At 44.7% G+C, this 20,771-nt stretch carries 10 protein-coding genes; 8 read left to right on the top strand and 2 right to left on the bottom strand.

Going from position 1 to position 20,771, the window contains the following annotated elements:
- Window positions 1-2 precede the first annotated feature (2 nt).
- Both AB4133_RS14355 and AB4133_RS14350 read right to left on the bottom strand, forming a co-directional pair.
- Window positions 3-854 carry a hypothetical protein gene (locus AB4133_RS14355; RefSeq protein ID WP_372224849.1) on the bottom strand — a complete coding sequence of 284 codons (852 nt, stop codon included), beginning with the start codon at window positions 852-854 and terminating at the stop codon, window positions 3-5.
- A gap of 256 nt (window positions 855-1,110) precedes the next feature.
- Window positions 1,111-2,958 carry a M3 family metallopeptidase gene (locus AB4133_RS14350; RefSeq protein WP_372224847.1) on the bottom strand — a complete coding sequence of 616 codons (1,848 nt, stop codon included), beginning with the start codon at window positions 2,956-2,958 and terminating at the stop codon, window positions 1,111-1,113.
- A 249-nt stretch (window positions 2,959-3,207) separates the two neighbouring features.
- Between AB4133_RS14350 and AB4133_RS14345 the strand changes: the two genes are divergently transcribed.
- The 8 genes from AB4133_RS14345 to AB4133_RS14310 all read left to right on the top strand — a co-directional run bounded on the left by AB4133_RS14345 (window position 3,208) and on the right by AB4133_RS14310 (window position 20,749).
- On the top strand, window positions 3,208-12,384 hold the full coding sequence (locus AB4133_RS14345; RefSeq protein ID WP_372224845.1) for an RTX toxin: 9,177 nt from the start codon (window positions 3,208-3,210) through the stop codon (window positions 12,382-12,384).
- A 33-nt stretch (window positions 12,385-12,417) separates the two neighbouring features.
- On the top strand, window positions 12,418-14,577 hold the full coding sequence (locus AB4133_RS14340; protein WP_372224843.1) for a type I secretion system permease/ATPase: 2,160 nt from the start codon (window positions 12,418-12,420) through the stop codon (window positions 14,575-14,577).
- Window positions 14,570-15,895, top strand: coding sequence for an HlyD family type I secretion periplasmic adaptor subunit (locus tag AB4133_RS14335; RefSeq protein WP_372224842.1), 1,326 nt, complete (start codon window positions 14,570-14,572; stop codon window positions 15,893-15,895). The genes AB4133_RS14340 and AB4133_RS14335 overlap by 8 nt, the downstream gene beginning before the upstream one ends.
- 34 nt (window positions 15,896-15,929) lie before the next feature.
- Window positions 15,930-17,243 carry a TolC family outer membrane protein gene (locus tag AB4133_RS14330; RefSeq protein WP_102321358.1) on the top strand — a complete coding sequence of 438 codons (1,314 nt, stop codon included), beginning with the start codon at window positions 15,930-15,932 and terminating at the stop codon, window positions 17,241-17,243.
- On the top strand, window positions 17,243-17,881 hold the full coding sequence (locus AB4133_RS14325) for an OmpA family protein (protein WP_372224840.1): 639 nt from the start codon (window positions 17,243-17,245) through the stop codon (window positions 17,879-17,881). Before AB4133_RS14330 ends, AB4133_RS14325 begins: the two co-directional genes overlap by 1 nt.
- On the top strand, window positions 17,881-18,825 hold the full coding sequence (locus AB4133_RS14320) for a PstS family phosphate ABC transporter substrate-binding protein (protein WP_372224838.1): 945 nt from the start codon (window positions 17,881-17,883) through the stop codon (window positions 18,823-18,825). Before AB4133_RS14325 ends, AB4133_RS14320 begins: the two co-directional genes overlap by 1 nt.
- Window positions 18,826-19,035: 210 nt before the next feature.
- Entirely contained in the window at window positions 19,036-19,623 is a 588-nt protein-coding gene (locus AB4133_RS14315) for a hypothetical protein (RefSeq protein WP_017071598.1), read from the top strand.
- 217 nt (window positions 19,624-19,840) lie between these two features.
- Entirely contained in the window at window positions 19,841-20,749 is a 909-nt protein-coding gene (locus AB4133_RS14310; protein ID WP_017064347.1) for an aldo/keto reductase family oxidoreductase, read from the top strand.
- Window positions 20,750-20,771: the final 22 nt, after the last annotated feature.

The following is a 20,771-nucleotide window of genomic DNA, read 5'->3' as shown; positions in this document are numbered from 1 at the left end:
ATTCAGCGTACCACTACAGTTTGCGGGCTTTGTATGTCCCATGTGTGTACGCTAATTAGAAAATCAGCTCTCAAAAGCCAGAATTGGTCAGAGTTTAGTTCTTTTATGCTTTCTTCGTAGAGGCTCGTGCTAAAGCGTTCAAATACATCATAATTTTTAATCTTTCTATCGAAGAACAATACCAAGTGCTTGCCATAGTCCCTTTGTAAAGATACGTATTTATCGCGATTTCCTGTGCTTCTAGCTGACGTTAAAGTCACAGCTAAGGCACCAAGTAACTTTTTTATCGTAACGGGAGAGATGGAGTTACTCTGGTTGGTGTAGGCGCTTTCAATTAGCTTGAACAGCTTTAGTTCAGTTGGTGTTTCGAAATGAGCTGTTGAATTTCCAAGGTTGAAGCTTGCAATTTGCACAAGTAGTTCAATTTCTATCGCATGACTTGCATCGCTGCTATCGGTCTTTGATAGTTTCGAAATAAGGTGTTCTGTGACCAAGCTGTCTGAACGTGTGGCGAGGAAAACTATTTGTATAAACCTGAACTCTTTGATGAGTAAGGTCGACGTGATGAGCAAGAATAAAGTTTCGAAAAACAAAACATAGTTATTAGAGAAAGTGTTCTTATCAACAGAGCTAACATAAAGCGCAAAACAAATCAGTGTAATCAGTGTGAGGATGAGTTCACGGAAAAGGAATTGAATTTTGAACCCCATTTTTTGTTCGATAGCATCCATGTAGTATGCAGACCCGTAGTGGGTTTTTACACGGTTAAGAACCTCAAGGGCTATAGGCATCGTGAATGCGGAGAAAGCAGTGAGGACTGCAATCAGGTGTGTAGTAATGCTCAATCTTTCCATTTAGCTTAACTGACCGTTGTTTGCTGGGTTGACTATCTGGGTATTCATAAGTGTGCGAGGTGCAAAGCTCTAGGCTCACAAAGTGATTGATAGGTAAAGCCTCACATATCCTTTCAACACATTACTGGTATTAGTAAAAGTTAGTCAAATAATGCTTTAGTGAATTGAGAGGTTATCTACGCGTAACAACGAATGGGGCAAAAATGAGTTATGTCACTACTCATTTTTGCCTTTTTCATTAGCATTAAAACTCAATCTATCGACCGTATTGCTCAATAATAAAGTGCTCAAAATCATCACACATTTGGTCATTCGACTTTGCATTATTCGCTAATTCAGTTGCTCCATCAACGATCGATACCTTCGCATTCAAATCCGCGACTGGTGCACGTTCTCTTGTCGACAGCTGTTTGATTTTTTGCTCCTCAATCGCCCAAGCCTCCTCTGGCGATAAGTTACACTCGTCAGCGAGATATTTGGCATTAAAACCTTCCCCAGTCAGGCTTTCGATTGTACCGTTATGGTTCACGCTATTGCCTTTATGCCAATAGTGTTTCGCCAACAAAGGCCCGATCTCTGGGTTATCTGTTAAGTAACCAAACTTGTCGGTGAAATAAGCTCGTGTTTGATACACCGCCATATGAGCCAATAGATAACCTTGGTATGAGCAAGATGCTTCATCAGACAATAAGTGAGGGATCGCCATCAGTGGACGAGGGCTGCAAGACAATCCAAGAATTGCCTTTTCACTGCTACGAGCAAGTGCCGTGATTTTTTCAGGCGTGAGGTCTTCATCAGCTAATTCGTACAGGGCTCGCTCGAAATATGGAACCACAAGAATGCTGCGTTCTTGGTAAGCTCGGAAGGGCTGTTTATTGTCGATGATGGCTTTAATTAGATCATCTGGCACAGGTTGCCCGTCCGCATTTAGAGCGTACTGTTTTAGCCAGTCAGCGTCATTTAACAAGCTGTCGCAGAACATGGATTGTGTTTCAGCATAAGCCATCGAAGTCGGCGCAAACTCTTGAGAGAAACAAGGGGCGTTCATTTTTACATTAGCAAAATGCGCCGCGTGACCACCTTCGTGAAATAGTGTGTTAATCCCATCATAGCCACTGCCTATTTGATCGGGCTTAGCGTTGCTAGTGAAATTAACTTGGGCCGCAACCCAAGCATCTTGGTCATAGAAAGAAGGGATAGGGCCATGGCAGAAGCCATTAGGGTATTTTCCTTTGCGATCAAGTAAATCGAGTTTCAATGTCGCTTGAGAGTATTCAATGTTGAGGCGACCAAAAGACTCTATCCAGCGTCTTAATGATTTTGAGAACGGAACATACGGGTCAAGATCATTCATAACGTCACCTGCAAAAGAGTAGGTAAAGTTATGGGCTTGAAGTGCATTCTCGCCTTTCTGCTCTGCCAAATTGGCTAGGCTTTGCTGATGGCTATCACGCGTGCGTGCTTCGAAGTCATCCAGAATCGTAAACAGTTGTTCTGTCGTCATCTGTTCGGTTTTTACCACCGAGTAATCAAAGAAGGTTTTAAACCCCAGTGATTGAGCAAATTGGTTACGTTTTTTGATCAGCTCAATAAAGCCGTTAGCCAGCAGCCATTGCTCTAAATCTAATAATGCTTGATGTGCAGAAAGCCTAACTTGTTCATTACCATTACTTCTAACGGCTGAACCTAAAACGGGCAGCGATCCTTCTGTTTCATCACCTGTTTCATTTACGTAAGTCATTACATGATTCTGTTTTTTCTCAAACAGTTCAGCCTCAAACTTTATGAGATCGGATTTAAGCTTCTGTGACTGCTCAGACTCAATAGCGTGAGATCTAAAGGTCGCCAACCAACCATTCAAGCCTGTCAGCGTACTCTCTTTTTCGAGAGGATCTTGAATTTCATCAATAGCAGCGAGTTGCGTTTCGATAGCAGTAATCTGTTCGGCAGAGCTTAGAAATTCCGTCCACTGAGTCTGTGCGAGTGTCGAACCATCGTGGTCGTCACTGATACCCATATATGTATCCCAAAAGAAGTCTTCTTTCGCTTTATGAGTCGCAAGATACTTTTGATTCAATTGGTTGAGATAGTTCGTTGCAGTCATGACATTCCTTGAAATTTAACCAGTAATTTCAACATTATGACACATTCATTGAATGTATTTTGTGACGATAGATATAACTGAATGCAGTCACAGCCTATCGGTTTACTTTACAGCGTATTAGTGATAATTAACTGTTAATGGTTTGTTGTTTGCTAGTATTAACTAAAGAGAGTGTGCTGATTTCTCCGGCTTTTTATTGAGTAAATTGATGTTCTCAAGGTCAGCGTTTTTGTAAGGAAGAGGTTTAGGATGGATCCTATTTTATATATCGAAGTTGGTGGTGTTGTGTGGCAAGTATTCCCTGATGGGACTTGGCTTCAATTACCTGCTACGCAGCCAAAAGTTGAAGGCGTGCAAGTCGTCAGCATTGAACCTCAGAATTTACAAGAGGCTCAGCCCCTAACCGAACCACAAATCGCCGCAGTTGAACAACAGTTGGAAAAGGTGGTCACCGAACTCGTCAACAACATTGAAAGCGCACCTCAACAGCCTAACTCAGTAAATGACCAACCTAGTTCCAGCGCCTCATTTATTGTTTATGTTCGTTCCACCTTAGATGAAACGCTCGCTGAGGCGGGTTTTGATACGCGTCCTGCAGAATATGCCGACGAAGATACAACCTCGAATGAGGGTAACCTTGATATTCTGTTACCTAGTGCACTATTAACCGTTGATATTTTGGATGGTGGAGACGGTTACGAAAATCAGTTTGAAGTACCAAGTGTCACGATTACGGGCACGGCAGTGGATGTTCGAGACGGGCGTACCGTTGTTCTGACCATCACTGATGTTAACGGAAACACAGTAACCACCACAGCCATCACAAGCGATGAAACGTATGTCGTCAATGGCGTCGACCTCTCTTCATTGGAGGAGGGGGATCTTCAAGTCGATGCTGTCATTGCTGATGATTTTGGCAATAGCATTGCAGCTAACGATTCCACAATCAAAGACACATTAGCCAACATTGAGGTTGACTTCGATGGCTTTGGTGATGAGTTTTACAATCAATTTGAAATATCGAATGGGGTGCTAGTTGGTACGATTGCCAATGTAGAAGATGGGCAAACCATCAACATTTCAATTACCGATAGCCAAGGAACGATACAAGAATACACAACGGAAGTATCCGGCGGAACTTGGACTCTGACTCTTCAAGACTACTCAAGCTTTGCAGAAGGTGAGCTAACCGTTGTTGCCAATACTATCGATATTGCTGGAAACCCTACAACAGCGACCGACACGATCGTGAAAGATACGCTAGCGGACATCACCGCTGCGGTTGATGATGGTGGCGACGGTGTCCTCAATAGCTTCGAAATTCAGTCGGCTAAATTCTTTGGTACGGTACAGAACGTAGAAGATGGCCAAACGGTCAATATTCGTATTTCTGACAGCACAACGAATGTCATTGTTCTGACGGCAACTGTGATTGATGGTGCTTGGTCAGTTGAAGGCGTGGATCTAACCAGCTTTTCCGATGGTGGCATTCAAATTGAGGCTGACACTGTTGACGTTGCCGGTAACCCTGCTTCTGCAATAAATAGCGCAGGGCAAATTGTTATTGATACTGTTTCGCCTGTTATAGACATTGATACGCTAGACGGTTTTAGTATTTTGGCATTTCGTGGCGGCCAACTTACAACCATGCAAGGCACAACCAATGTTGCCGAAGGTCTTCCTGTTTATATTGAAGTTAATGATGGCTCTCAGACTCTTGTGTTTGAGGGTGTTGTTGATGCATCAGGTAATTGGGTTGTTGAAAATATAGATGTCTCGTCCCTAAACTTGGCGTCAGAATGGACGGTTGATGCCAAAGTTTTCAATACGGTAGGCAATCAAGCTATCGATGATATGCCAAGCATTATACTGCCCGAGTCGGTTGTGTTCTCAGAAACTGTTGTCGGGATTTTTGGAAATCAAACTCAGACCTCTGATATTCGCATCGATTATGCGGACTTCTCTTTTAGCGATGATCAAAGCATCGCAGAGTCACTAACTTCTCAAACCCTATCGATAACCGTTGCTGTATCGGCTGATAAACAAAGCCTAATTGGCACACGAAGCGATGGGCAAAAAGTATTCGATGCGTCAATTTCCGGCAGCAACGTAAATATCAATTTTTATAAGGCGATTGATCAGGAGGCTGGGTTAGATTCAATTCTGACGGCTTTGCTCATCGAAGGTTTGCAAACCGATGCTGATGGTACAACGGAGTTAGTGATAGGACGTTTACCTATTGTCATCAAAGATTCTGAACCTCTGGTTTTTGATGAGTCTTATCAAATGATCGAGGGTGAGATTGCGTCAGGGAACGTGTTGAATAACGACATCGATTTGGATACTCAACTTACGATAAAAAGTGTTGAAGTTGATGGTACGACCAAGACGATTGTTGGTGGCTCTCCGGTTTCATTTGCTACTAGCGAAGGCACCTTGACCGTATTTGCGAATGGCCACTGGACGTTCGTCGCCAACAGGAATTTGGACCACACAGTTGATCAGAACATCACCTTCAACTATGTTGCTGGCGACATCAGTAATGATTTCGGAAACGGCACTGCGGTCATTGATATTTTTGATGGTGATGCAGGGCTAGTTGTTGATGGGACAACGACCAGCTCTGAAGGTGATGTGTCTGATGGAATTCAAACTGTAGTCGGCCAGTTTACCGTTTCCGCTGGATCAGATAATCCAGATCCCGCTTCTATTGTATTTAATGCTAATACTCTGGTGCAGTTAGACGCCTTGGGCTTGACGACCGGAGATGAGAACTTTCCTCTAACCTACACGTTAGCGAATGATGGTAAAACGATTACCGCACAAGCAAATGGTGAAACGATATTCACGCTAACGTTGAGTGCAGTCGCTAGTGGTATCGATGTTCTAGCAGATGTCACATTAGTGTTAGAACAGCCTATCAACCACCTGTTCAGCAACGACTCCATCACCCTGCCACTTATTATTGATGGAACGGATTTAGATGGCACTTCTTTAAAACAAGGGCAATTCGACTGGATCATCCAGGATGGAGCCGACCCAATATTAACTTCAACTAGCAATGCTGCTGTGGACGAATCAGATCTTATTCACGGCAGTGTTTCAGATACTGGCACTTTCAATCTCAACGTCGGAAGTGACTTTGTTGAGTCTGTATTTTTTGATGTTGGAGATCAGCCGCAGTTGTTTAGTGGGGGTGTACAGATCATCTATGTGGTCTCTGCAGACGGAAATGAACTTACTGGTTATGTTGGCTCTGAAAGTGCTGAAAATAAAGCGTTCACCTTGAGCTTTACCTCTCTGTCAGGTGAGACCGATACTGATGTCACTTACACCTTTGAACTATTCAAGGGCCTCGACCAAACGAATGGAACCGACCAAATTCCTTTTGTCATCACAGCAAAAGATGATGACAACGATGAAACTCAATTAACCTTGAACGTCTCGATTACGGATGGTGGGGAGCCTACGATTGGCTCTGGCATGGTCGAGTTGAGTGAAAACCCTGTTGCTGATACAACCCCGTCTGGTGTTGGAACAACAGCGAGTGCAAGCTTAGCCGTGAATGCGGGCAACGATCCACTCGTGTTCTTGGGGTTAGATGTGACAACTGGCCAAGCCGTTCTTGATAGTGACGGTGAGGCGGTGACACGTAATGGTGAAGCATTGTCTTGGCGAGATAATGGGGATGGAACGTTTGATGCGGTATTGTCGAATGGCGATGCTGTTTTCCAAGTGAGACTTCCTGAAGATTTTAGCTTAGAAGCCAATGGTTCCACGAATGTCACGGTTGAGATTGATTTGTACCAGTCAATAGACCACGGAACCGGTGTGAAGGACACAGAGCTGTCGATTCCAGCCTCAATCGTCACAATCGATTCAGACGGTTCACGAGATACACAAGAATCTGATATTAAGATTTACGATGGTGCAAACCCTAAAATTACTGTTATCGGAAGCATTTCTGTTGATGAAGACGGTCTGCTTGGAGACAGCGAACAGGTTGGTGTTGAAGATTCTAGCCCTTCGTTAGGAATCATCGAAGGTTCCGATGATGTTGTCTCTGTGACGGTCGACACCGCTGCGTTTGATGCACTTTCATATTCGAGTGCAGGGAAAGACATTTCACTGCAAGCTGTCGATTCTGATGGTTGGTATTACGGTCAAGATTCTGATGGAAACAATATATTTAGGATTCGTTTTAATACTGACGGGACTGCAGAGTTCGACCTTTATGCACCTCTCGATCACGCCAATGCTGATGGAGAGAATAATCTAGCCCTCAATTTTGAATTGGTGGTCAACGATGCGGACGGCGATAGCTCTGATCCGGCAATTTATTCTGTCAACGTAACAGATGCTGTCCCAGTTGCGCGTTCAGGGGCAATTGAAATGGTTGAGGGTGATGACCTTAATGGACAATTTCTAACAGAAAAATTCGCAGGTGCCGATGGCGCAACCATTGTAAGTTTTGACTATCGCGGTACTACCTATACCTTTGATAACGCAGGCACTCCTATCACGATTAATCTAATTAATGATTATGATGGTGGGTCTACTTACGGTCAGTTTACGCTTTCTTCAGATGGTAGCTACCAGCTGACTACAAATCCCAATGTATCAACAAACCCTGCAGATCCTAAGATCGTCGATGACATCGATTATCTGGTGCGAGATGCGGACGGTGATAAAGTTACCAGTACTGCTGAGCTTATTCTGGATGATAACGAAGGTTTTATTCGTTATGAAGATTCTGAAACCACAGAAGACAATGACGCGATTATCGTTGTAAGTGTGGCAACCGGCGATGTCGACCAAAGCGAAACCGTTACTGCTATCGAGTTCTCAGAAGCATCGCTAAACGGTGGTAGCTTGTACCTTGATGGGGTGTTGCTTCAAGTTGTAGACGGCAAGGTCACCTTGTCTGGAAGTCAATTGGCAGCGATTGATAGTCATTTCACTGGGCCTAATGGACAGTTGACTTATCGTCCCGCGCTTCATGAATCCAATACCACCTCAACGGTTATCTTAGCGATCAACGCAATCATTAGCACTGATACGGATCCTAAAGAACTGACGGCTGATGTTGCAGTGTCTGTTTTACCGGTGGCTGATGCACCGGATTGGTCGGCTTCCGTATTCTCCTATCATTCAGTAGAAGATGACTCAGACCCAGTCAGTTTGGACATAACAGCTCAGCTGGTGGATCAAGATACGTCAGAAACATTGAGCTACCAGATTAGTGGGATTCCTGACGGCTTGAATTTGACGTTAAATGGCAACGCAGTCAAAGAAGGGAAATCTTACACACAGGCTCAGATTGATAAAATGGAAATCAGGGCTGACGACAACCTAGCGGGTCGCTTTGAGTTTGAGATTACTGCGGTTGCAACAGAGTCTGGCAATTCATTCGCTGACCCAGATGATAAAACGGCAAGTATTGTACATACCGTTACTGTCGATATTTCACCTGATGCTGATACTCCTCATGTGTCTGTTAAAGACTACAAGGGACTAGAGGATGAAGCTATTTACCTCAAAGACGTTATTGAAGGCGCTTTGGCGGACACCGATGGTTCTGAATCGTTAAGTTATATTATCCAAGTTCAAGATGGCTGGTCTGTTGAAGGTGATGGTACCGCAAAGATAGGCAATAACTCCTATTCAGTCACTGCCGAAGCTATCGCCAATGGTGTTGCTTATATTCAGCCTAAAGAAGACATCAGTTCCTTTACTGAAGATCTGTCAATAGACGTAACAGCAATAGCGACTGAGTCGACGATCGATTCACTTATTCCTATCAATGGGCAAGCGTCAAGTGATACAAAAACCATCAATATCTTTTTGAAAGGTGTTGTGGATGAACCTATCGCGGTAGACGGTGGTAATGGTCATTGGCAATACGACAGTGACAGTAAAGTCATCAGCAACCAATCGGTCTTGAATGAAGATGGGTTAATACAGCTCGACTTCCTCATACAAACGACGGATGACGATGTTTCAGAAGAGATCAACATACTGCTTACTAACATTCCTGAAGGCACTTTGCTGGTGGATGCGTTGGGTGAACCAGTATCGCTGACGATTGCGTATGTTGATGATGTGACAGGGCCCGTATTCCAAGTCTCTAACGCTCAACTGGATGATCTGTATCTCAAGCCAGTTCTTGATTTTAGTGGTGAATTAGAACTCACCGTTATTGCTATCTCAACTGAGCCCGATGGTGATTCGGGCGAGTTTCCTATGACACTTAAAGTAGAGCTAGCGCCGGTCGTTGATCAAGAAAACGGTCAAGTGGTCAGTACTCAAGGCATCGAAGACAGTCAAATCGGCCTGAACCTTGAACCTTCAGTGAATCAGGATATTGATGGCAGCGAATCCTTGACGGGATATGTCATTGATAGCCTACCTGCAGATCTCACTCTTTATTTTGATGGGAGTGTTATTCAGGTCCCAGCTTCAGGCTTAGATTTGGATACTCTACTGGACTCAACAACGCCAACGCTTTCGGATCTTCTAAGCAGCGGCAGGCTTTCTGTTACAGCGACAGAAGATTTAAGCGGAACATTCTCAATTCCTATCACCTATGAAGTCACGGATACCTCTCCAACTGGTGCAACGGATATTAAAGATATTACTGGTTCTATTAGCGTGACTGTAGATGCTCGTGTCGAGCTAGATACTCGATTAGAAGGCTCTACAGAGCTGTTACAGAGTACAGACGGCTCGCCTGTTGATATCTCTAACGCCGTGACGTTCGTCGACGCGGATATCGATGGGTCAGAGTACCTCGATTATATTTTGATCGAGATTCCCGACGGCTATTCGTTGATTGTTGAGCACCCTAATGGTGCCGCTCAAGATAGCTCTGGGAATTGGATCATATCTGCGGATGGGTTAACGAGTGACTCTTTCCAAGAACTCGCAGCGTACATTTTAGATAATGCGACGATTTCCAGCCCAAGTGATACTCCGGTACTGGATATTGTGGTTCGTGCTCGTGTGATTGATGGTGATGATGCGAGATATATTGATGCGACTTTCCCGCTGCAAATTACTGGTCATGACGGCGGTGGCGGTTCTTGTGACCCTGTTGGCCCACCAAGCCCGATTCAACCCGATGGCGAAATTAAAACACCTGAAGGGGAAGATATTGATCTCACTGGCTTGCTAAACACCGATGTTGGCAGTGATCCAGACAATGAAATCTCTTTCTATATTCCTGCCGATTCACTTCCTGAAGGCGTTGAGATCTCCGGTGATGGTGTGATTGCTGAATACGATGCTTCTGGTGAGATCGTCGGTTATTCAATCACTGCAGATGGACTTTCGAAACTAACGTTAACGGGCTTGGATGAAGATTTTGCAGGGTGTATTGATTTCACCATAGAGACAATTGAGACCTCACCATGTAGCGGTGATACGGTGACGACGGCCCAAACCATTAGTATCCAAGTTCTGCCTGTGGTCGATGACATTACGGTTGAAGCCGACTCCACAACCATTCAAGAAGACATCGCGACAGACCTTAACCTTGAACTGGTTCTTGGTGATAGCGTTGAAGATGGACAATTAATCACTGGTGAAGGCAATAGCGCTACCGGTAAAGAAACCGTTAACTCTCTAACGGTGAGCATTTCGAATGGAGCGACCTTGTCTGAAACTCCAACTGACACCGGGTTGTTAGTTGATAATGGCGATGGGACTTGGACGGTCACAGACCCTAGCCGTTTGAGTGATGTGTTAGTTACGCCACCTGAGCATTACAGTGGTGAAATTACCCTCACTGTGACAGCAAATATTACCGATGAAGCGGATTGCGTGACAGAAACGGATACGCAAGATAAAACGACGGTCGTGACTATTACTGTTGAGCCAGTCGCTGATGCGGCGAACTTGATAACAGAGGATATTATCGGAGATGAAGATAATTACATTTCGTTGTCATCACTTAGCGCAGAGCTGATTGACCAAGATGGTTCTGAAAACATGTCGCTTTCGTTGAAGGGAGTTCCTGAAGGCGCAGTTGTCGCGATTAAAATCGGAGACAACTATGAGTTGGTTCCAAACAATGGTGCTGATGGCGGTACCTTCGATGGAAACCCTACCTATGAGTGGCAGTTAGATCCAAGTCAGTTATCTAATCTAGTCATTCTGCCACCAAGAGACTTTAGTGGTGACATTAATCTGTCTCTAGAGGCGATTACTCAAGAAATTGGTACGACGGATATCCGTTATACACAATCTGAATTTACTGTAGGTGTTAACCCTATAGGTGACAAAGTTGAGTTCTTCGATTTACCTGAACAGCTCACTGGAAGTGAAGATGATGGCATCGTGATTCCTCTTGATGCCAATAGCTTTGAAACTAACAGTGATGAGTTTTTAGCAATTACGGTAACAGTGAATGGAACTTCGGACCCATCAGGGTTAGTTGGGTTAGACCGAATTCGAATTGGATCAGAAACCAGTTCTTTCACCAGTGTTGGTGGCATCATACAGGCGACGATCCTCGTTAAAGCAAGTTCTGTTGATGAGCTCGAATTCTTTGCAGGCGATGCGTTTGGTAACCTCGATATTACGATTACCGGCCGAACGGTTGATCAAAATACGGTACTCGGTGAGTTAGTGGTCGACACGGGTGACCCGAGCTCGCAAGACATGACGCTTATTATCACACCAGAGCCTGATGCACCGTTATTGAGCGTTGAATATTCTTCGATCGTGGCAGAAGCAAGTGGCACGATTCCTCTTGGTTTAGACCTTTCTCTTGTAAACCCTGCTGATTCAGAAGTGGGCTTCATTACAATTTATGATATTCCCGCAGGTTTGACGTTCTCACACGGCTCTATGGTCTATGGTCAATATGTGGTGAACTTGGCAGATGTGCCTAACCTAGCGATTACCGGGGGCTACAACAGTGGTGATCAATTTGACCTAACGATAGAGCCGTCTGCAGAGATAGGCAATAACCAAGCGGTCGGGTTACCCCAAACCGTATCGATTGAGTTTGTCGCTGAAGGGGATTCTACGATTACCGCGACAGATGATAACGATCTGTTGATTGGCGGTACAGGCTCTGACAATTTTGTGTTCGCATCTTCAGGCTTAGGGAGTGCAGAAGCACCAAGCTACGATGTGATTCAAGATTTTGATGCGTCTCCAGACACTGATGCAATTGACCTCTCGGGTATTTTGGGAAGCCTAGGGCTTAATACAGGGCTAGGGGCAACACAATATCTAGATTTAGAAGAATCTGGTGAAGGTGTGACCATTTCTATTAAACCTAATGGTGACGAAGACGTTCAACAAAACATCTTGCTAGCTGATGTCACGTACGACGATCTGTATCAAGGTGACAGTAGCAGTGCATTAGAAGCACAAATTTTACAAAAAATGATAGAAGACAATAATTTAACGCTGTAAGTTAGATGTACAGTCTATAAAAGGAAGTTTAGATTGGTAGAACAAAAAGACAGCTGGCTAGCTTGTGTTGAGTGGTTGTGTGAGCATTTTAATGTTCGCAGTCACCCTTCCAAAATAGTGTCTGGCCTACCTTTAAATGAAGGCAGGCTCAATGAATCCCTTTTCCCAAGAGCCATTGAGAAATCGGGGTTAACGCTGAGCCACGTTAAAAAAGAATTATTGAATCAATGTCAGTTCCCTGTTGTTGCTGTTGAGTCCGCGACAGGGTCTCCTCTTGTCGTAACCCAAAGCTCCGTTGGCGACTTTCAAGTATTGAATTGTGAATCCAACTTAAGCCAACAAATTCTCCTTAAAGACTTAGTCATTAAAGTGGATGCATTTGTTTGGCAAGTGGGTGCTCAAGCGCTTGATGACGCCCGTGTTCAGGCACATGAGCGCAATGACAGTAAATCCAACACCCGTTGGTTGTGGCGGGTGGTCAAACAAGTGAAGCCTTGGTATCGCGATCTGTTTATCGCTTCGTTCTTGATCAACGTGCTTGCGCTAGTGGTTCCGTTATTTACCATGAATGTGTACGACCGTGTTGTGCCAAACCAAGCGTTTAACACGCTTTGGGTATTAGCAGCAGGCGTTGGTATCGTTGTTATTTTTGATTGGGTATTGAGAAGCTCACGAAGCTCTGTGACTGATATGGCTGGGCGCTATATTGATAACAAGTTGTCTTCTCAGCTGTTCTCGAAAGTCCTTGGTATGAAGCTCGAAAATCGACCTCAATCGGTAGGCGCATTTGCCAGACAGCTTCAAGACTTCGATAGCGTGAAAGATTTCTTCACTTCTATCTCGTTAGTCACTTTAGTCGATCTGCCATTCACTTTGTTATTCCTACTGCTTATCGGCTGGCTCGGTGGCGCAATGATGTTCATACCTGTCGCGATCATGCTTGTTTTGATTGTGCTGAGCATCGCGATGAAAGGCAAGGTCGAGAAAACATTCGATGAAACCGCACGTCTCTCGACACAAAGACAAGCCCAGCTGTTTGATTGCTTAACAACCCTTCCGGATATCAAGCAAAACAATGCTGAGGGTATTACCCAGAAGCGTTGGGAACAGACGATTTCGTCGCTCTCTCAATGGCAGACTCAATCTCGTCATTACTCCAATATCGTGACGCACTCTATTCAGTCCAGTCAGCAGATCGTTACCATCACTCTGATCATCTTCGGCGTGTATCAGATCTCTGAAGGCTTGCTGAGTATGGGTGGTTTGATAGCCGTTGTGATGTTGAGTGGGCGCGCTGCAAGTTCGGTGAACCAGCTTTCTCTTCTATTGCTGAGGTTCCAGCAAACACGTTCGGCCGTTGAAGGGCTGAATCAGATTATGGAGCTACCTCAGGAAGAGTCCAAACACCAAGTGATTGATAAGGGAGACTTTGATGGTGGGGTTAGGTTAGATGAAGTGACGTTTACTTATCCAGAGACTCAAAGCCCTGCATTAAAGGAGATTTCCCTAGAGATCAAACCGGGTGAGCGAGTTGGTCTTGTCGGTGCGGCAGGCGCGGGTAAAACAACTCTACTATCGATTGTTGCGCGCCAGTATTTGCCAACAACAGGACAAGCTTTCTATCAAGAAATCGATGGGCAATTATGGCCAACCAGCGTTCTGCGTAGTGGCATGGGTTGGGTAGGGCAAACCACTAATCTTATTTTTGGCAGTGTTTACGACAACGTTACGCTTGGTGCGACCAACGTTGATGAAGAAAAGCTAAGACAAGCTCTTCAACAGTCGGGTTTGAATGGTTACATGGGGCGCCTAAGCAATGGCCTTGAAACACCTGTCGGTGAGGGTGGTCGGTTACTTTCTGGTGGTCAGCGCCAAGCCGTTGCCATTGCGAGAGCTCTGTATCGTTGTCCAAAGTTATTGATCATGGATGAGCCCACCAGCGCGCTAGATAATCAGGCCGAGATTCAGTTCTTTAATGCACTTCAAAGTATGCCGAGAGAAACCTCAATGCTAATCAGCTCCCATAAGTCTTCATTCTTGATGATGTGTGATCGAGTGATTGTATTGGATAAAGGTCAAATCGTGGCAGAAGGTGAACCTAAAGAAATTCTCTCTTTACAGAAGAAAAGTGTACCTAAAGGTACGAGCCGGTTTAAGACGGTATCTGTGGTGAAGGGAGGTCGTCATGAGTAATGATATTCAATGGACCAACAACCACTTAGCATTCCGCTCTCGAAAGCTGATTTGGTTGAGTGCTCTACTCATTGTATCAATTATCGGTTGGGCTACGTGGGCAACATTAGAAGAAGTCGTGATCGGTGAAGGTAAAGTCGTTCCAAGTCTTTCGGTGCAAACCATTCAGAGCTTAGAAGGTGGACTGGTTCAAGAGATCATGGTGCGACAAGGCCAATCTGTAGTGAAGGGGCAACCTCTAGCTAAGTTAGAAGACACACGTTTTAAGGCGGCGTTTTTAGAGTCGGCTCAACAAGCGGATACCTTGCTTGCTCAGCAATTAAGATTAAAGGCTGAGCTGTCGACGGTCGTTTTAAATAACGATGCGAAACAGTGGTATGAGCGAGTGGTCTTGGTGCCTCAAGATATTGCGGTTGATGTATCAAGCCACCCTGCGTTAATGAATGCCAAGGCGAACTACCGAGAACGTTTAGGACAGTTGAAGTCTGAACTGGAAGAGGCGGCACTTCGTATCGAGCAACAAGACCAAGCTCGTGTCGATACGTTTAACAATATCCAGACTCTTGAAAGCAGCCTCGAGATTGTGATTCGTGAGCGCAACATGCTGAAAGACGTGGTAGCGAGCGGTGCTGTTGCGGAAGTTGAGCTACTTAAACTCAACCGTGATGTAGTCAAACTCAAAGGTGATATTGCTAGCTCAAAAGTAGCAGCGCAGAAGCAGATAGCTGCCTACTCAGAGTCGATAGCGGATCATCGAAGTATCGCTTTAGATTTTCGTACCAAAGTGCAAGGCCAGTTGAATGAAGTGGCGAGCAAGATAGCGCAGCTGAACGAAAGCCAGCAGGCGATTGCCGACCAACTCAAGCGTACTGAAATTGTCGCGCCCGTTGATGGCACAGTCAAAGAGATCTTTGTGCGTACCATTGGTGGTGTAGTTCGTCCCGGCGAGCCGATCATTGAGATCATTCCATCAAACAGTGACCTGATTGTTGAAGCGAGAATCTCTCCGCAAGATATTGCGTTTGTTCATAACGGGTTAGGTGCAACAGTGAAATTCACGGCCTACGATTTCGTTATTTATGGCGGACTTAAAGGCGAGGTGATTTACGTGAGTGCCGACGCCTTACAAACGGAAGACGGAAACGCCTATTATCGTGCCCATATTCAGTTAAACGAAGACCAGCAACAAAACTCTGCCTTTAGCATTATCCCAGGGATGCAAGTCGCGGTCGATATATTAACCGGAGAGAAAACAGTATTGAGTTATTGGTTAAAACCTATTTTACGAGCTAAGGAAAACTCACTTCGTGAACGATGAAGTGGGTTAAAGCATAAATATAAAAGGAAGTGTAATGCATTCAAAATTCTTACTCTCTTCTTGCTTGCTAATGAGTGGGCTGTCTCAAGCAGCTTCATTAGAAGAGTCCGTGGCCTTTGCCATCGACTATAGCCCAGAGATATTGGCGCAATACTCCCGATACCAATCGGTGGTCAGAGACGGAGACGCTGCGAGTGGTTTGTATATGCCACAAGTGAACTTGTACGCGGCAGCAGGCTATGAAGAGACACGCTACAACAGTGGCAGCAAACTCGATAGCGATGATAGAGGCCTAACGAGAACGGAAATTGGCGTTAAAGTATCCCAGTTACTATTTGATGGTTTTAAAACCACATCGAATGTCGATCGACTGACGTTCGAAGCAGAAGCTGAGCGTCTAACTCTGATTTCGCGAGCTGAAAACGTATCGTTAGATGTGGTGAGAAATTACCTCGATATCCTAAAAGCAGAGACGCTACTTGAATTGTCTAAGCGTAATGTAAAAGAGCACCAAGAGATCTATCAAGATATCCAAGATAAAAAGAGCAAAGGCTTGAGTAGCAACTCGGATCTGGCTCAAATCTCCGCCCGTGTCGCGACCGCGCAGTCTTCACTTATCGCCGCTCAGAACAACCTGTTTGATTTGCAAACTCAGTATCTACGCTTGGTTGGCAAACCTGCGGTGAACTTGGTTTACCCCCGGTTTGATTACGCTCTATTACCAAGCTCAGCACAGGTCGCACTTGAACAAGCTGTCGAGAATCACCCTGAAATCAAAGCCTCTTTGCTTGATATCGACGCGGCTCGTAAAGAGATGCGCCGCGAGAAAGGGGATTACTACCCAGAACTAAAACTTGAGCTTCATGCCAATAAGAATGACAACGTATCTAACCCGCCAGGCGGTGTCGATGAAGATGCACGTATCATGTTGACGATGGATTATGACCTGTTTAATGGCTTCTCTACTGACTCCAGGGTTGAATCGTCAGCTTGGCGAGTGGAAGAGGCAAGGGCGATCCGATTACGAACAGAGCGTGAGGTTCGAGAAGGTACACAACTGGCTTGGAACGCTTACAAAATGCTTGAGCAGCAAAAATCCTTACTTCAACAGAATGTTGATGCAGCGAAAATTGCAGAGCTTGGCTATATCCAGCAATTCAATGTTGGCAGACGAAGCCTTCTTGATGTACTGGATGCAAAAGTAGAAGTGTTTTTGGCTCGAAGAAACTTCATCAGCACTGAATATGATCAAACGTTAGCGGCTTATCGAGTGTTAAATGCGATGGGTATGTTGACGTATGCGTTGAGGATTGAACATCCAGAAGAGTGGCAAGGGGAGAATAAGTAATGAGATATTTTAAACTAGCGCTACTTAGCTCTATCTTGCTAATGGGATGTGCAGAAACGCCTGATACGACAATGACACGCCACCAAATTGATGACTTAGCGGATAATGACCGAGATGGTGTGATTAACCAGCGAGATCTATGTGCCGATACGCCAGAAGGTGTAACGGTAGACATTAAAGGGTGTGCCAATTGGAAAATTGTCGAAGACGTTGAAGTATTAAGTGTGGCATTTGATTTTGATAAGTATGACCTTAAACCTGATCATACCGCTGTATTAAATGAGTTGGTGCGTTTACTAGGAGAGCAGCCTGATGCTTCGATTACCTTGGTCGGAGATACCAGTGCTGAAGGTACAAACGTGTATAACAAAGCATTGGCCAAGAAAAGAACGGGCGTGATTCGAGACGCATTGATTGATAGAGGCATCAATGGTGAGCGAATCTTTGAACAAGAGTTTACTCAGATAACCAGCTTAACTCAGCATCTTCACAAGCGTAAGCGTAGAACGATCGCGGTGATTAAAACAGAAAGCATGGAAGTGAACCCATCTTGGAACATCTTCACTTCAGAAATGCAGCTCGATAGTAATAGCGATGTTGAGTCTAAAACGTCGATTGATCCAGTAGGAGGCCAGTAATGAAATGTCTAGCTAATAAATCGGGCTTGCTGCTTGCTGCTGTACCTGCGTTGTTCTCTGTATCGACATTTGCGAATGATGCCAGTGACATTGGTTTGGTCGCGATTGAGCCGAATATGCAGGGGCTTGTAGAAGATCTGCTTAAGAGCCAAGAGATCGACTTAGAAATCTTGTTGAGTGACAGCGTCCCAGAACAGATGATCATGCAGCGCTCGCGTGTTGGTATCACTTCCAAAAAGTGGACTGACAAAGAGATGGCAAGGTTTGATATGCGTTACGGTTATAGGCCAACAGAGCTGATGTTTACCGCTGACGTGATTGCGATTCTAGCCAATAAAAATAACCCTGCGACATCAATCACCGTCGCTGAATTAATTGATGTGTTTGGTTGTTCTAACGATCCTAAACATCCAAAATGGTCAGCAAGTAGTGATATTCGTAACGGTGAAAGCCTAGATACTCATATGTTGCCCTTTGCCATTGATCACAACCTGAAAGGCCATACTACCTTTTCAAGTTGGGTCGAATGTGGAACAGAAGGAGAATATGCCCATACTCAGTTCTTAGCGGATTTACCTGATCTGATTAATAAGATTGAAGACGAAGATGCCGCCATTGGTTACACCGTTTACTCAGATCAGATCTCTGATGTGAAATGGTTGAGCGTGGTTGATAACCTAGGTGTGAACTACGACCTAAACAAAGAAACGATCCTCTCTGGTCGTTACCCGTTAGCAACGGTTTATTACATGTACTTGAATATTCCAGCGCATCGCAAAGGCTTTACGGAACAAGAGGAGTTTTTTGTTGGGCTTACCTTGTCACAAGATCATCAAGTCGTTTTGAACCAATACGGCTTCATCAGCTTGCCGCCAGAAGCTATTCAACGTAACAAAGTCAGATTGTCGCTTGAAGAGCCTGCTATTGAAGGTGGCTACAAGTAATGGGTATGCTATGTTGTAACTGTTGTGGGAGAGTGATATTCTCTCTTTCGTAATGGTTCTCAACGTGACGGATTACGTTATTCGGTGATGAAATTATCTAGCGGGCATGTATGCCCGTTTTTTTTCGCCTAAAATTTGCGACTCGAGCAGTTGTTTGTCGTTTGGTCACGTATAATGGACACTTCATATAGCGCTAAATAAGCCCAGTCGATGAAAATCTTTCAAGTTCTAATCTTGCCTCTAATGCTGTCCCTCAATGCTATTTCATTTTCAGCGCAAGCAACCGAAAGCTGGTGGTTAAGAACAGTATTTAACAGCAGCCCAAGTCTGCCGAATTCTCAAAACTATATTAATGATATCGAGTTGATGGATTGTGGTGAGATCGAAGGTACTTTGTTGTGCAGTGACTTAACCCAATATTACGACCTGGATGTGTATGTTGAACTGGAGTTGGGGGACTCAAGTGTCGAAACGGTTCGCTTAAACCTGCCATATTCGGACCTAAGTTACACAAAGCTTCAGGCATACCTTCGCCAAGATGGCTTTGCTCTCAGTTCAATTCGTATTGGTGAAGATGAATTCGATGTTACAGCTCAACTCGAACAAGCTCGAAATGAAGGTGTTGGTTTCGATAAGGTGGATAAACAGCTGGTCGAATTTATCAACGCGCCTCACGGTTCAGCAGAGCAACTGAGTGTGTGGAATGTGCCTAGCTTATCTTCTTCTAGCTCTACTTCTCCTTGGATTCAGTTACAGAGTGATGGTGACAACTTAACGGTTGAACTTAATCGTTTTTAATTGCTCAAATTTATAGATAGTTTCGTTATTTATTAGGCTAAACAAGCCTTTCAGGAGAACGGCTCGCGGGCAGACAGCAAGTTATAATTCATTTAAGTGTTCGTTTTTCTGCGGCTCTCACATTTTTAATAAGCGTTTAGCTTTGCCATTTGTTATACGTTGAGCCTTCGGTAAAACGAGCTTAGGATACGTTCAGTATTGATAAAGGAGACAACCCATGGTTGCAAGAGTAACGATAGCGCCACAAGGCCCAGAACTTTCTGAGCTGGTGCAAGGATACTGGCGTACAGCAGAGTGGGGCATGACCCCGCAACAACGCCTGACTTTCCTGAAGCAACATATTGATCTTGGCATCACAACTGTTGATCACGCGGATATTTACGGTAACTACCAATGTGAAAAGTTGTTTGGTGAGGCTTTAGCGCTTGAACCAAGCCTTCGTGATGATATTCAAATCGTCACCAAGTGCGATATCAACCTATGTGGTGACCACACTCCAGATCGTAAGATCAATCACTATGACACCAGCGCGCAGCATATTTACCAATCAGTAAATAACTCATTAGAGCACTTAGGTGTTAACGATATCGATGTATTGTTGATTCACCGCCCTGACGTGTTAATGGATGCCGATGAAGTAGCAGAAGCGTTCGCAGAGCTACACAAAGTAGGTAAAGTTAAGCACTTCGGTGTTTCTAACTTTTCACCGCGTCAGTTCGAACTGCTTCAATCTCGACTCGGTAAGCCGTTAGTGACCAACCAAGTTGAAATCAACCCATTGAACTTCGAAGTGGCTCATGATGGCACGCTAGATCAACTGCAGATGAACCGCATTCGCCCGATGGCGTGGTCTTGTCTCGGTGGTGGTAGCATCTTCAGTGGTGATTCAGCGCAAGCGGTTCGCGTTCGTGATGAGCTAGAGGCGATTCGTCAAGAAGTCGGTGCAGACAGCATTGATCAAGTGATTTACGCTTGGGTTCGTCGTTTACCATCTAGTCCAATTGCAATTATTGGTTCTGGTAAGATTGAGCGTGTGAAGACGGCCGTTGATGCACTGAAAATCGAGCTGACGCGCGAACAGTGGTATCGCGTATGGGTGGCATCTAAAGGTCACGGTGTGCCATAGAAAGCAATTCGTATAGAAGTTA

The sequence above is a fragment of the Vibrio sp. 10N.286.52.F8 genome, from assembly GCF_041468745.1.
Classification (GTDB): domain Bacteria; phylum Pseudomonadota; class Gammaproteobacteria; order Enterobacterales; family Vibrionaceae; genus Vibrio; species Vibrio crassostreae_C.
The sequence above is the reverse complement of the archived record's forward strand: the minus strand, read 5'-3'. Positions and strand labels throughout refer to the sequence as shown.